Genomic DNA, 13,872 nt, shown 5'->3' with positions numbered 1-13,872 from the left:
CCCGGCCGCCCCCGGCCGCTGCCATACTCCGCCAGACAAGGGCGCGCCGGCGCGCCCGCCTGGCTGTTCACCCTTCAGGAGATCACATGCGCCTATTGCTGGTGGAAGACGACCCGGCGCTCGGCGAAGGCATCCGCACCGCGCTCAAGCCCGAAGGCTATACCGTCGACTGGCTGCAGGATGGCGCCAGCGCCTTGCATGCGCTGACCCACGAGAGCTTCGACCTCGCCGTGCTCGACCTCGGCCTGCCGCGACTCGACGGGCTCGAGGTGCTCCGGCGTCTGCGCGCCGAGGCCAATCCGGTGCCGGTGCTGGTGCTCACCGCGCGCGATGCCACCGCCGACCGCATCGCCGGGCTCGATGCCGGGGCCGATGACTACCTGGTCAAACCCTTCGATGTCGCCGAACTCAAGGCGCGCCTGCGTGCGCTGCTGCGGCGCAGCTTCAACCGGGCAGAGCCGGTGCTGGCCTACCGCGACATCCTGCTCGATCCGGTCAACCAGCAGGTCAGCTACCAGGGCAACCCGGTCAACCTGCCGCGCAAGGAATTCGTCCTGCTCCACGAACTGCTGGCCCAGCCCGGCCGGGTGCTGACTCGCGACAAGCTGCAGCAGGTGCTCTATGGCTGGGACGAGGACGTCGAGAGCAATGCGCTGGAGGTGCACATTCATCACCTGCGCAAGAAGTTCTTCCCCGAGCTGATCCGCACCGTGCGCGGCGTCGGTTATCTGGTGGACAAGTGATGCTGCGGCGCTCGATCCGCAGCCGCACCCTGGCGCTGGTGGTCGGCACGCTGGTGCTGTCGCTGTCGCTGATCTCCTGGCAGAGCTACCGCGACGCTCGCCACGAGACCGAGGAGCTGTTCGATGCGCAGCTGGCGCACAGCGCGCGGCTGGTTCAGGGCCTGGTGGTACGCGATCTCGACAGCGAAGCGCGCCGCCGCCTGCAACAGGCGCTCGACGAGGCGGCCAGTGTCGGTCGCGGGCTGCCCGGCCACGCCTACGAAAGCAAGCTGGGCTTCAAGGTGTTCGATCGCCAGGGGCAGCTGTTGCTGCAGTCGGCCGGCGCTCCGGAGGGTGAGTTGCGCCAGCTGCTCGATGCCAGCGGCCAGCCGGCCGACAGCGACCTGAGCGAGCCCTTCGCCGGGCTTGCCGCCGGTTATCACGACGTACGCCTCGGCCCGCATCTCTGGCGGCTGTTCCTGCTGCACGACGCGCAGGACGACCTGTGGATTCTGGTCGGCGAGCGCGGCGACGTGCGCGGCGAACTGGTTGGCAAGATCGCCCGCCGCAGCCTGATGCCCGATCTGCTCGGCCTGCCACTGCTCGCCCTGCTGCTCTGGCTTGCGGTGGGCTGGGGCCTGCGCCCGCTGGCGCGCATGGCCGAGCTGCTGCGCAACCGCGACCCGCAGCACCTCGCGCCGCTGCTGCTGGCGCCGTTGCCACGCGAGCTGGAGCCGGTCGCCGCCTCACTCAACCGGCTGCTGCAGCAGGTCCACCAGCTGCTCGAGCGCGAGAAGCGCTTCATCGCCGACGCCGCCCACGAGCTGCGCACGCCGCTGGCGGTGCTGCGCATTCATGCGCAGAACGCGCTGCAGGCCGAACAGCCGGAGGACCGCGAGCAGGCGCTGCAACAGCTCCTGGCGGGGGTCGACCGTACCACCCGTGTGGTCGCCCAGCTGCTCACGCTGGCCCGCCTGGAGCCCAGCGCGCAACGCCTGCGCCTCGAAGCACTGGACCTGCTCCCGCTGTGCCGCGAAACGCTCGCCGAACTGACCCCCTTGGCGCTGGCGCGCGGCCAGGAACTCACGCTCGAGGCGGACGAAAGCGCCGATTACCAGCTCACCGGCGACGCCGCCGCGCTGAGCACCCTGCTGCAGAATCTGGTCAGCAATGCGCTGCAGTACACGCCGGCCGGCGGGCAGATCCAGGTCGGCCTGCAGGCAACGGACGATGCCATCGTGCTGCGGGTGGACGACAGCGGCCCCGGCGTCCCGGTCGAGCAGCGCGACAAGCTGTTCGAGCGTTTCTACCGTCAGGGCGACGGCCAGGGCGCCGGGCTCGGGCTGGCCATCGTCGCGCGCATCGTCGAGCTGCACGGCGCCAGCATCCAGTTGACCGAGTCGCCGCTCGGCGGCCTGCAGGCGGGCGTACGGCTACCGCGACAGCTCGCCGCAGTACAGTCGGTCGCTCGCTAAGCTTCGCTTAAGCTGGCCGCTCTAGACTGTCGGCATTCCCCTACATGGAGTGCGTGAAATGTCCGCTTCGAACCCCGTGGCGCGCTACGGCCGCCTGAGTATCGCCCTGCACTGGCTGATGGTGCTGCTGATCGCCGGCGTCTACGCCACCATCGAGCTCAAGGGCAATTTCCCCAAGGGCAGCGAACCGCGCGAGTTGCTCAAGCAGTGGCACTTCATGCTCGGCCTGACGATCTTCGGGCTGGTCTGGCTGCGCCTGATCGCGCGCCTGCTGAACCCGGCACCGGGCGCGGTCGCCGGTGCAGCCGGCTGGGAAACTGCCCTGGCCAAGCTGGTCCACCTGGCGCTGTATGGCCTGATGATCGGTCTGCCGCTGCTCGGCTGGCTGACCCTGAGCGCCGCGGGCAAGCCAATTCCGTTCTTCGGCCTCGAGTTGCCGGCACTGATAGGCGCCGACAAGGCCCTGGCGGGGGAGATCAAGGAAATCCACGAGACCCTGGCGGTCGCCGGCTACTGGCTGATCGGCCTGCATGCGGTGGCAGCGCTGTTCCACCATTACGTGCGGCGCGACGATGTACTCAAGCGCATGCTGCCGCAGCGCCCATAACGCCTGATCGGCAACTGACGAAAGACGCCCGGCGACCGCAGTCACCGGGCGTGTTTTCGTTCAGGCCAGCAGTTCGCTGAACGGCAGGTACTCGATCTGCTCACCGGCTTCCAGCGTGCGCTGGCAGTCTACGATGGCCAGGCCTTCGGCCCAGGTGGCCGAGGTCAGCATGGCCGAGCCCTGGCGTGGAAACAGGCGGACCTGCAACTGACCATCCACCGCCTCCAGCCGCGCGCGCAGATACTGCCGGCGCACGTTGGCCTTGCGCCAGGCGAAGCCGGCGGGCAGGCGCAGCGGCCGGACGTCCCCCTGCGTGCAACCTTGCGCTCGCAACAGGAATGGCCGCGCCACCACCAGCGAAGTGACCAGCGCCGCGGCAGGGTTGCCGGGCAGGCCGATCCACGGCGTCCCGTTGACCTCGCCGAAGGCCAGCGGCTTGCCCGGCTGGATCGCCAGGCGCCACAGGTGCAGCTCGCCCAGTTCGCGGATCGCCTGCTTGAGATGGTCCTCCTCGCCGACCGAAACGCCCCCCGAGGTGATGATCAGGTCGAAGCGACTCGCCGCATCGGCCAGGGCTTCGCGGCTGGCTGCCAGATCGTCGACCAGGATCGGATAGTCGTGCACCTCGCAGCCGAGGCTCTGCAGCACGCCGAGCAGGCTGTAGCGGTTGGAGTTGTAGATCTGCCCGGACTCGAGCGGCTCGCCCGGCTCACGCAGTTCGTTGCCGCTGGACAGCAGCGCCACGCGCAGCCGCCGGTAGACCTTGACCCGCGCCACGCCAAAGGTCGCCAGCAGGCCGAGTTCCTGCGGGCGCAGACGCTTGCCGGCCTCGAGCAGGCGCTCGCCGGCGGCGGTTTCCTCGCCACGGCGGCGCACGTTGTCGCCGGCAGCCACCGCCGGCAGCCAGATGCGTTCGCCCTCGACGCGGCAGTTTTCCTGGGCGACCACGGCATCGGCACCCGGCGGCAGCGGCGCGCCGGTGAAGATGCGCACCGCATGCCCGGCCGGCAATTGCTGCTCGGCGGCGTCACCGGCGGCGATGCGCCCGGCCAGCGGCAGGGCTCCGCCCTCGGCCGGCAGGTCGGCGGCGCAAAGGGCGTAGCCGTCCATCGCGCTGTTGTCCCAGGCCGGCACCGGAAAACTCGCCTCCAGCGGCTCGGCGAGCACGCGCCCAAGCGCATCGCGCAGGGCGACCTCTTCCACCGCAGGCGGCGCCGGCACCCGTGCCAGCAGCTCAGCGATGGCCTCGTCGACCGGCTTCAGGCCGCCAACGTCGCAGCCACAGGCGCTCATGAGCGGGGCCCGCAGTAGTCGACCGCGGACGCCTTGAGGTGCGGCACGAAATTGCAGGGTTTGGTGCGGCTGTCCAGCTGCTCGACGAGAATCTTGTTCCAGGCGGTGCGGCAGGCGTTGGTCGAGCCCGGCAGGCAGCAGACCAGCGTGCCGTTGCTCATCCCGGCCAGCGCGCGGGACTGCACGGTGGAGGTGCCGATCTCGCCCAGCGAGACATGGCGGAACAACTCGCCGAAGCCGTCGACGGCCTTGTCCATCAGCGGCTGCACCGCCTGCGGAGTGTTGTCGCGGGCGGTGAAGCCGGTGCCGCCGGTGATCAGCACCACCTGCACGTTCTCGCTGGCGATCCAGCTGCAGACACGGGCGCGGATCTGCCAGATGTCGTCCTTGACGATGGCGCGCTCGGCAAGGCTGTGGCCGGCGCTGGTGAGGCCATCGATCAGGGCCTGGCCGGAGGTGTCGGTGTCCAGGTTGCGGGTGTCGCTGACCGTGAGCACGGCAATGCTCAGCGGCTGGAATTCGGTGTTCGACAGGTGAGCCATGGCTCGAAACTCCCTTGAAGATGTGTGCGCAGGCTGCACCGGCGCTCAGCGCGAACCCATTCCCCGTTGGAGGTATGCCCGCGCGGCATGGGTGCAATCGGGTCTGACAACGCGGCGAGCGGTTCCACGCCCCAGGCGGGCAAGGCGCTCGGCCGGACCGGGCGAAACCGCTCGATGGTAGCGAATTCGTGCGGCGGCTCGAAGCCCGTCGCGACGGCTTCAGCCACCGCTGGCATTCATGAAGCGCAGCACCTGCACTTCGCCGCCGCTGGCGAACTCGTGACGCAGCGGCTTGCGCTGCAATGCGCCATGGATGGCCTCGATCACCGGCTGGTCGCGCGTCGGGTGGCGACGCAGCAGGCCGCGCAGATCGATGGAGTTTTCATGGCCCAGGCACAGCAGCAGACGCCCTTCGACCGTCAGCCGTACGCGGTTGCAGGTGGCGCAGAAGTTGTGTGAATGCGGCGAGATGAAGCCGACGCGCGTCTGCGGATGCTCCGGCAGGCGCACATAGCGCGCCGGCCCACCGCTCTGCTCGGCGGAGTCGATCAGCGCATGGCGCTCAGCGATCAGCGCCTTGACCTCGTCGCTGGAGCAGAAGCTCTCGCCGCGTGAACGGCCGACGTCGCCCAGCGGCATTTCCTCGATGAAGCTGATGTCCAGCCCGCCGCGAATGGCGAAGTCCACCAGGTCGGCGACTTCCTCGGCGTTGCGCCCCTTCATTACCACGGCGTTGAGCTTGATCCGCTCGAAGCCGGCGGCTCGCGCCGCGTCGATGCCGTCGAGCACCTGCTGCAGGTGACCGGTGCGGGTGATGGTGTGGAATTTCTCGGCATCCAGGCTATCGAGGCTGATGTTCAGGCGCTTGACCCCGGCGCGGGCCAGCGGCTCGGCCAGCTTGACCAGCTGCGAGCCGTTGGTGGTCATCACCAACTCACGCAGACCGGGCAGCGCGGCAATGCGCTCGCAGAGCCCGACGATGCCCTGGCGCACCAGCGGCTCGCCGCCGGTGAGGCGAATCTTCTTCACGCCCAGGCCAACGAAGATGCGCGCGATGCGCTCCAGCTCCTCCAGGCCGAGCACCTGCTGGCGCGGCAGAAAGGTCATGTCCTCGGCCATGCAGTAGACGCAGCGGAAGTCGCAGCGGTCGGTGACCGACATGCGCAGGTAGTCGATCTGGCGGTTGTGCGCATCGCGTAGGTGAGTCATCGAGGACCTCTGAACTGCATAGGGTGGATGACGCTCGTTAATCGCCAGGCCGCGCCCGATGGGAGCCGAGGCACCGCCATCGGGCGCGGAGCCAGGCCACCGTCAATTCATCAGCGGTGTGTCGGCGCCCGGCATCAGAATCCCTTCGATGTTGGCCGCGCCGATCAGGCTCTTGATGTACTGGCCGACGCCGATCTGCCAGACCCGCCCGTTGAGCTCGGCGCGGATGGCCCCGGCGACGATCTCGTAGGGCAGTTGCTGGCCTTCGATGCGCTGGTCGACGTGCACCAGGTGGTAGCCGTAGCGGCTCTCCAGCGGATGCGCGCAGAGCCCTTCGCCCTGACGGAACAGCTGGCGCTCGAACTCGGGCACCGTCTGGCCTTTGCTGATCTGTCCCAGCGCGCCGCCCTGCTCCTTCGACGGGCAATCCGAATGGCGCAACGCCAGTTCGGCAAACCGGCCTGGCTCGGCCTTGAGCTGGGCCAGCAGGGCCTCGGCACGCTCGCGTACCCGGCTGCGCTCTTCGGCGTCGTCCGGCGGGCAGGCCAGCAGGATGTGCCGGGCGGCGAGCAGAGGGGCGCTGAAGAAGCGCTGGCGGTTGCCGTCGTAGAACTGCCGACAGGCGCTGTCGTCGGCCAGCGGCAGCTGCACTTCCTGTTCGATCAGGGCACGGGTGGCGGCTTCTTCCTCGCTTTCACCGGCCTGCGCGCGGACCAGCAGGCCCAGCTCGGCAATGCGCTGCTGCAGCAGCTCGCGGATCACCAGCGCCTGGGTGGCGAGGTAGACCGCCTCGTCACGGCTGTCGGCCGGGTGGTATTGCAGCTCCTGGGCGATCGCCTGCGGCGCGATTTCCACGCCGTTGACGCGTACCCGCGGCCACTCCTGCTCGCTGCTGGCGATCAGCAGCGGCGCGGCCTGTTCCGCTTCGCTTTCGGCCGGGGCGTCCTGCTCGGCCACCTCGTGGGGCAGTTCCTCGAACAGCGGTGCCTCGACCGGCCGTTCCAGCTCGGGGCGCACACCGCCACCGCAACCACCTCCACTTCCACTACCACCGCATCCACAACCCATGACGGCCTACCTCTCGAAAACTGGAAACGCGTATCGGCTGTGGCCGGCGCGCACGCCGGCCACAGCTGTTCAGTGCACGCTGTCGCGGGCCTTGGCCGTGGCATAACCCGGCGCCGGCGTGTTGCCGGCCTGGGCACGCGCCGGGGCCTGGTAGCCCAGCGGCCGCTTGACCCGCTTGGCCATCGGCTTGACACCCTTCTGGCGGACGATCTGGTAGCGCCGGCCCAGGTACCACACCGGGGCACTGACGATGTGCACCAGGCGGGTGAAGGGGAACAGCACGAACAGGGTCAGGCCGAGGAACACATGCAGCTTGTAGACGATGCCCACCGATTCGATGGCGCCCGCGGCCTTGACCGGCTGCAGCGTCACCACGCTCTGCGCCCAGTTGCCCAGCAACACCATCACCGAGCCATCGAGATGGCCGAGCGAGGCGAAGATGGTCAGCAGGCCGAGCACCAGCTGAGCGAGCAGCACGAAGAGGATCATGATGTCGCTCTTGTTCGAGCTGGCACGCACGCGCGGGTCGTTCAGCCGGCGCTGGATCAGCATGATCAGGCCGATCAGGCAGAGCACGCCGAAGAAGCCGCCGGAGACCATCGCCACCACCTGCTTGGCACCGCTGCTGATGAAGTGGTGATAGACCGAGGCCGGAGTCAGCAGGCCGACGAAGTGCCCGGCGAGGATGAAGATCACCCCGACGTGGAACAGGTTGCTCGCCAGGCGCATGCCCTTGGGCTGGAGCATCTGGCTGGAGCCGGCCTTCCAGCTGTATTGCGACAGGTCGAAGCGCGCCCAGCTGCCGATCAGGCAGACCGCCAGGGCGATGTAGGGGTAAACCCCGAACAGCAGGAAATTGAAGTTAGACATTGCGCACCTCCTGGGCCAGCGCGGCTTGCCCGTCTTGCTTGAAATCGGTCCAGTGCAGCGGCACCGGGGTTTCTTCGCGAGCCTTGCCCGGGCCGCCCGGCATGGACGGGCAGCGGTCCTGCTGCTCGGCCTGGAGGAAGTTCACCTGTTCTTCCTCCCAGACCTTGTCCAGCGCCTCGAGCGAGTCGTCGCGCACCTCGCCGGCGACCTGCTCGCGCAGCTCGCCCACGGCCTGCTCGACGGTCTGCCCGGCGATCTGCAGCAGCGCGTGGAAGCACGCCGCGTGCGGGCTCTCGCGCTCTTCCAGGCGTGCGGCGAGCAGCGCCAGGAGGTGCGCCACGTCGGCCAGCCCCTCGCGGGCCTCGAGCTCCTCGCGGGTGGCGAGGTACTCGAGGTACAGCGGGATGTAGTCCGGCAGCTCGCGCACGCCGATGGCGAACCCGGCGGCCTCGTACTGCGCCATCAGGTCGACCATGGCCTGGCCGCGGTCACGCGACTCGCCATGCACGTGCTCGAACAGCAGCAGCGAGAGCGTGCGGCCGCGGTCGAACAGCTCGGTGTAGCGCTCCTGCACGTCCATCAGATCGTCCTCGGTCAGCGCGTCGAGCAGCCGGCGCAGCGCGATGCGCTGCTCCGGGCTGATCTCGCGGGCCGAGGCGATCGCCTGCGCCAGCTCCTGACGTCCGTCGAGCAGATGCTCGCCGGGGTAGTCGAGCAGCAGGGAGATCACCTTGAGGATCTTCATGCTCAGTCCTCCCACAGCTGGACGGTCTTGATGATGTCGCGGCGGTTGGCCTTCTTCGCACCGAACATGTTGGTGTCGGAGGCGCCGGAGCAGCCGCTGCCAAAGCTGAAGCCGCAGCCCGAGCGCTCGGCGAAGGCATCGCTGGCGGCTTCTTCGCGGTGCGCCGAGGGGATCACGTAGCGGTCCTCGTAGTTGGCGATGGCCAGGTAGCGGTACATGTCCTCGACCTGGTCGACGCTCAGGCCGACGCTCTCCAGTACCTCGAGGTCCTGCACGCCGTCGACCTGCTCGGCGCGCTTGTAGGCACGCATGGCGAGCATGCGCTTGAGCGCCAGCTTGACCGGCTTCTCGTCACCGGCGGTGAGCAGGTTGGCCAGGTAGCGCAGCGGAATGCGCAGGCTGTCGACGTCCGGCAGCACGCCGTCCATGCTGACGTGGCCGGCGGCCGCGGCGTTCTGGATAGGGGACAGCGGCGGCACGTACCAGACCATCGGCAGGGTGCGGTACTCGGGGTGCAGCGGCAGCGCCAGCTTCCAGTCCACCGCCATCTTGTACACCGGCGACTTCTGCGCGGCCTCGATCACCGACATCGGCACGCCGTCGTCGAGCGCCTGCTCGATGACCTTCGGGTCGAACGGGTCGAGGAAGATCTCCAGCTGCTTCTGGTACAGGTCCTGCTCGTTGACGGTGCTGGCCACTTCATGGATGCGGTCGGCGTCGTACAGCAGCACGCCGAGGTAGCGGATGCGGCCCACGCAGGTCTCGGCACAGACGGTCGGCATGCCGGCCTCGATGCGCGGGAAGCAGAAGATGCACTTCTCGGATTTGCCGCTCTTCCAGTTGAAGTAGATCTTCTTGTACGGGCAGCCGCTGATGCACATGCGCCAGCCGCGGCACTTCTCCTGGTCGATGAGGACGATGCCGTCCTCTTCGCGCTTGTAGATCGCGCCGCTCGGGCAGGAGGCCGCGCACGCCGGGTTGAGGCAGTGCTCGCACAGGCGCGGCAGGTACATCATGAAGGTGTTCTCGTACTCGCCGTAGATGTCGGCTTGCACCTTGTCGAAGTTCTTGTCCTTGCGGCGCTTGGCGAACTCGGTGCCGAGGATTTCCTCCCAGTTCGGGCCCCACTCGATCTTCTGCATGCGCTGGCCGGAAATCAGCGAGCGCGGGCGGGCCACCGGCTGGTGGTCGGAGATCGGCGCGGTGTGCAGGTTCTGGTAGTCGAAGTCGAACGGCTCGTAGTAGTCGTCGATCGAAGGCAGGTCCGGGTTGGCGAAGATGTTCGCCAGCACGCGGAACTTGCCGCCGATCTTCGGGTTGATGGTGCCGTCGCCGTTGCGCACCCAGCCGCCCTTCCACTTGTCCTGGTTTTCCCACTCTTTCGGGTAGCCGATCCCGGGCTTGGTCTCGACGTTGTTGAACCAGGCGTATTCCATGCCTTCGCGGCTGGTCCAGACGTTCTTGCAGGTGATCGAACAGGTGTGGCAACCGATGCACTTGTCCAGGTTCAACACCATGCCAACTTGTGAACGAATCTTCATGGCATCAATCCTCAGATATCTTGCGGCAGGGGTTGCGGCAGCTCGTTGCCATTGGGGCCATCGAGCCAGTCGACCTTGTTCATCTTGCGCACCACGACGAACTCGTCGCGGTTGCAACCCACGGTGCCGTAGTAGTTGAAGCCGTACGCCAGCTGGGCGTAGCCGCCGATCATGTGGGTGGGCTTGAGCACCACGCGGGTCACCGAGTTGTGGTGGCCGCCGCGGGTCTTGGTGCTCTCGGCGCCGGGCACGTTCACGATGCGTTCCTGGGCGTGGTACATCATCACCATGCCTTCCTTGACCCGCTGGCTGACCACCGCGCGGGCGGTCAGCGCGCCGTTGGCGTTGAAGCACTCGATCCAGTCGTTGTCCTCGATGCCGACCTTCTTGGCATCGATCTCGCTCATCCAGACGATCGGGCCGCCACGGCTCAGGGTCAGCATGATCAGGTTGTCGGTGTAGGTGCTGTGGATGCCCCACTTCTGGTGCGGGGTGATCCAGTTCAGGCAGATCTCCGGGTTGCCGTTGGACATCTTGCCCTGCACGTAGCCGGTCGAGCGGGTGTTGATCGGCGGCCGGTAGCTCTGCAGCCCTTCACCGAAGGCCAGCATCCAGGGGTGGTCCTGGTAGAACTGCTGGCGACCGGTGATGGTGCGCCACGGGATCAGCTCGTGGACGTTGGTGTAGCCGGCGTTGTACGACACGTGCTCGTCTTCCAGGCCGGACCAGGTCGGGCTGGAGATGATCTTGCGCGGCTGTGCCTGGATGTCGCGGAAGCGGATCGCCTCGTGCTCCTTCGGCAGCGCCAGGTGGGTGTGGTCGCGGCCGGTGAATTCCGACAGCGCAGCCCAGGCCTTCACCGCGACGTGGCCGTTGGTTTCCGGAGCCAGGCTCAGGATCACCTCGGCGGCATCGATGGCCGATTCGATCTTTGGTCGGCCCTGGCTGACCCCCTCCTCGCGCACCTTGTAGTTCAGCTCGCCGAGGAACTCGACCTCGTGCTCGGTGTTCCAGTTGATGCCCTTGCCGCCGTTGCCGAGCTTGTCGAGCAGCGGGCCGAGCGAGGTGAACTTCTTGTAGGTGTTCGGGTAGTCGCGCTCGACCACCGTCATGTTCGGGCAGTTCTTGCCCGGCATCGGGTCCGTGCCTTCGGTCTTCCAGTCGCTGCCGCCGAACGGCTGGGCCAGCTCGCCGGGGGTATCGTGCAGCAGCGGCACGGTGACCAGGTCCTTTTCCACGCCCAGGTGGCCGACGGCCATCTCGGAGAAGGCCTTGGCGATGCCCTTGTAGATTTCCCAGTCGGAACGGGCTTCCCAGGCCGGGTCGATCGCCGCCGACAGCGGGTGGATGAAGGGGTGCATGTCCGAGGTGTTCATGTCGTCCTTCTCGTACCAAGTGGCGGTCGGCAGGACGATGTCGGAGTACACGCAGGTCGAGGACATGCGGAAGTCGAGCGTGGTGACCAGGTCGAGCTTGCCGATGGCGCCCTCGTCCTGCCATTCGGCCTCGGTCGGCTTGAAACCGCCGCGCTTGCCGAGGTCTTCGTTCATCACGCCGTTCTTGGTACCCAGCAGGTACTTGAGCATGTACTCGTGGCCCTTGCCCGAGGAGCCGAGCAGGTTGGAGCGCCAGACGAACATGTTGCGCGGGAAGTTTTCCGGGCTGTCCGGCTGCTCACAGGAGAAGCGCAGCGAGCCGTCCTTGAGCGACTTGACCACGTAGTCGACCGGCGACAGCCCGGCCGCTTCGGCCTCGCGGCAGATCTGCAGCGGGTTGCGGTTGAGCTGCGGGGCGCTCGGCAGCCAGCCGGCGCGCTCGGCGCGGATGTTGTAGTCGAGCATGTGCTCGGGGAACTGCGACTTGTCGGCCAGCGGCGAGAGCACTTCGTGGATGCTCATCTTCTCGTGGCGCCACTGCGAGCTGTGGTTGTAGAAGAAGCTGGTGCCGTTCATCTGCCGCGGCGGGCGGCTCCAGTCGAGGCCGAAGGCCAGCGGCAGCCAGCCACACTGCGGGCGCAGCTTCTCCTGGCCGACGTAGTGGGCCCAGCCACCACCGGTCTGGCCCACGCAACCGCAGAGCATGAGCATGTTGATCAGCCCGCGGTAGTTCATGTCCATGTGGTACCAGTGGTTCATCGCCGCACCGACGATGATCATGGAACGCCCATGGGTCTTGTCGGCGTTGTCGGCGAATTCCCGGGCGATCTGGATGGCCTTCTCGCGCGAGACACCGGTGATCTTTTCCTGCCAGGCCGGAGTGCCGGGGACGCTGGCGTCGTCGTAGCTGGAGGCGACGTTGGCGCCGCCCAGGCCACGGTCGATGCCGAGGTTGGCGGCCATCAGGTCGAACACGGTGGCGACCTTGGCGGTGCGGCCGTCGGCCAGGGTGATGCTGCTGACCGGCACACGGCGCAGCTGCACGTCGTCGCCTTCGACGGCGGTGAAGTATTCGTGGGTCTGGCCGCCGAAATAGGGGAAGGCCACTTCGGCGCTCTCGCCGCCGATCTGGCTCAGCTTGAGGTCGACTTCACGGCCCTCGCCGCCCTCGCGGGCCTCGATGTTCCACTTGCCCTTCTCGCCCCAGCGATAGCCGATCGAGCCCTGCGGCGAAACCAGCCCGCCGTCGGCGTCGACGCCGATGGTCTTCCATTCGGGGTTGTTGTCCTGGCCGAGGTTGTCGGCCAGGTCCGAGGCGCGCAGGAAGCGGTCGGCGACGTAGCCGCCGTTCCGCTCGTCGAGCAGCACCAGCATTGGCAGGTCGGTGTAGCGCTTGGCGTAGTCGGTGAAGTAGGCGCTCGGCTGCTCGAGGTGGAATTCCTTGAAGATGACGTGGGCGAAGGCCTGCGCCAGCGCCGCGTCGGTGCCCTGCTTGGGGTTCAGCCAGAGGTCGGTGAGCTTGGCCACCTCGGAATAGTCCGGGGTGATCGATACGGTCTTGGTGCCCTTGTAGCGGACCTCGGTGAAGAAGTGCGCGTCAGGCGTGCGGGTCTGCGGGACGTTGGAGCCCCAGGCAATGATGTAGTTGGAGTTGTACCAGTCGGCGGACTCCGGCACGTCGGTCTGCTCGCCCCAGATCTGCGGCGAGGCCGGCGGCAGGTCACAGTACCAGTCGTAGAACGACAGGCAGACGCCGCCGATCAGCGACAGGTAGCGGCTACCGGCGGCATACGAAACCATCGACATCGCCGGGATCGGCGAGAAGCCGACCACGCGGTCCGGGCCGTACTGCTTGACGGTATAGACGTTGGCCGCGGCGATGATCTCGTTGACCTCGTCCCAGCTCGAGCGGATGAAGCCGCCCATGCCGCGCTTGCTCTTGTAGGACTCGGCCTTGGTCTTGTCCTCGACGATGCTGGCCCAGGCCTCGACCGGCGCCATGTTGCGGCGCGCCTCACGCCACAGCTTGAGCAGCGGCTTGCGCACCTTCGGGTACTTCAGGCGGTTGGCGCTGTAGATGTACCAGCTGTAGCTCGCCCCGCGCGGGCACCCGCGCGGCTCGTGGTTGGGCAGGTCGTTGCGGGTGCGCGGGTAGTCGGTCTGCTGGGTTTCCCAGGTGATCAGGCCGTTCTTGACATAGATCTTCCAGGAGCACGACCCGGTGCAGTTCACCCCATGGGTGGAACGCACGATCTTGTCGTACTGCCAACGGGAACGGTAGACGTTCTCCCAGTCACGGGACTCGATGCGGGTTTCGCCATGCCCGTCAGCGAACTCTCCTTGCTTGCGATTGAAAAAACGCAGCTGGTCGAGTAGGTGGCTCATCGTTTCTTTCCTCTCAGGCTGAGCGCAGGCCGGGCCCGC

At 67.4% G+C, this 13,872-nt stretch carries 11 protein-coding genes; 3 read left to right on the top strand and 8 right to left on the bottom strand.

All coding sequences use genetic code 11. From position 1 onward, the window contains the following. Positions 1-86: 86 nt before the first annotated feature. Genes AC0KXH_RS03640 through AC0KXH_RS03630 form a run of 3 tightly spaced genes read left to right on the top strand, consistent with a single transcriptional unit; the run spans position 87 to position 2,804 of the window. Positions 87-743, top strand: coding sequence for a response regulator (locus AC0KXH_RS03640; RefSeq protein ID WP_041103718.1), 657 nt, complete (start codon positions 87-89; stop codon positions 741-743). After that, on the top strand, positions 743-2,197 hold the full coding sequence (locus AC0KXH_RS03635; RefSeq protein WP_488224172.1) for an ATP-binding protein: 1,455 nt from the start codon (positions 743-745) through the stop codon (positions 2,195-2,197). Before AC0KXH_RS03640 ends, AC0KXH_RS03635 begins: the two co-directional genes overlap by 1 nt. Positions 2,198-2,255: 58 nt before the next feature. Beyond that, complete coding sequence (locus AC0KXH_RS03630; protein WP_041103714.1) at positions 2,256-2,804, top strand: cytochrome b; 549 nt, start codon at positions 2,256-2,258, stop codon at positions 2,802-2,804. A gap of 60 nt (positions 2,805-2,864) precedes the next feature. Here AC0KXH_RS03630 and AC0KXH_RS03625 read toward each other — a convergent pair whose 3' ends face one another. The 8 genes from AC0KXH_RS03625 to AC0KXH_RS03590 all read right to left on the bottom strand — a co-directional run bounded on the left by AC0KXH_RS03625 (position 2,865) and on the right by AC0KXH_RS03590 (position 13,833). Then, positions 2,865-4,097: a molybdopterin molybdotransferase MoeA gene (locus AC0KXH_RS03625; protein WP_488224171.1), complete on the bottom strand. Its 1,233-nt coding sequence runs from the start codon at positions 4,095-4,097 to the stop codon at positions 2,865-2,867. Continuing rightward, the gene (moaB, locus tag AC0KXH_RS03620) at positions 4,094-4,639 is read right to left on the bottom strand and encodes a molybdenum cofactor biosynthesis protein B (RefSeq protein ID WP_043218578.1); all 546 of its coding nucleotides are present in this window, start codon (positions 4,637-4,639) and stop codon (positions 4,094-4,096) included. The genes AC0KXH_RS03625 and moaB overlap by 4 nt, the downstream gene beginning before the upstream one ends. 219 nt (positions 4,640-4,858) lie before the next feature. After that, entirely contained in the window at positions 4,859-5,848 is a 990-nt protein-coding gene (gene moaA, locus AC0KXH_RS03615; protein ID WP_224109437.1) for a GTP 3',8-cyclase MoaA, read from the bottom strand. A 102-nt stretch (positions 5,849-5,950) separates the two neighbouring features. Further along, the gene (locus AC0KXH_RS03610; protein WP_200627825.1) at positions 5,951-6,916 is read right to left on the bottom strand and encodes a peptidylprolyl isomerase; all 966 of its coding nucleotides are present in this window, start codon (positions 6,914-6,916) and stop codon (positions 5,951-5,953) included. A 69-nt stretch (positions 6,917-6,985) separates the two neighbouring features. Continuing rightward, complete coding sequence (gene narI / locus AC0KXH_RS03605) at positions 6,986-7,786, bottom strand: respiratory nitrate reductase subunit gamma (protein ID WP_488224170.1); 801 nt, start codon at positions 7,784-7,786, stop codon at positions 6,986-6,988. Next, positions 7,779-8,531: a nitrate reductase molybdenum cofactor assembly chaperone gene (gene narJ / locus AC0KXH_RS03600; RefSeq protein WP_041103702.1), complete on the bottom strand. Its 753-nt coding sequence runs from the start codon at positions 8,529-8,531 to the stop codon at positions 7,779-7,781. Before narJ ends, narI begins: the two co-directional genes overlap by 8 nt. A 2-nt stretch (positions 8,532-8,533) precedes the next feature. Further along, a complete protein-coding gene (narH, locus tag AC0KXH_RS03595; RefSeq protein WP_041103700.1) occupies positions 8,534-10,072 on the bottom strand; it encodes a nitrate reductase subunit beta in 1,539 nt (512 codons plus the stop codon). Positions 10,073-10,083: 11 nt separating this feature from the next. Beyond that, positions 10,084-13,833 (bottom strand): nitrate reductase subunit alpha, encoded by a 3,750-nt coding sequence (locus tag AC0KXH_RS03590; protein ID WP_200293660.1) that lies wholly within the window; start codon positions 13,831-13,833, stop codon positions 10,084-10,086. Positions 13,834-13,872: the final 39 nt, after the last annotated feature.

This window comes from Stutzerimonas sp. CXK-1 (assembly GCF_057738225.1).
The sequence above is the reverse complement of the archived record's forward strand: the minus strand, read 5'-3'. Positions and strand labels throughout refer to the sequence as shown.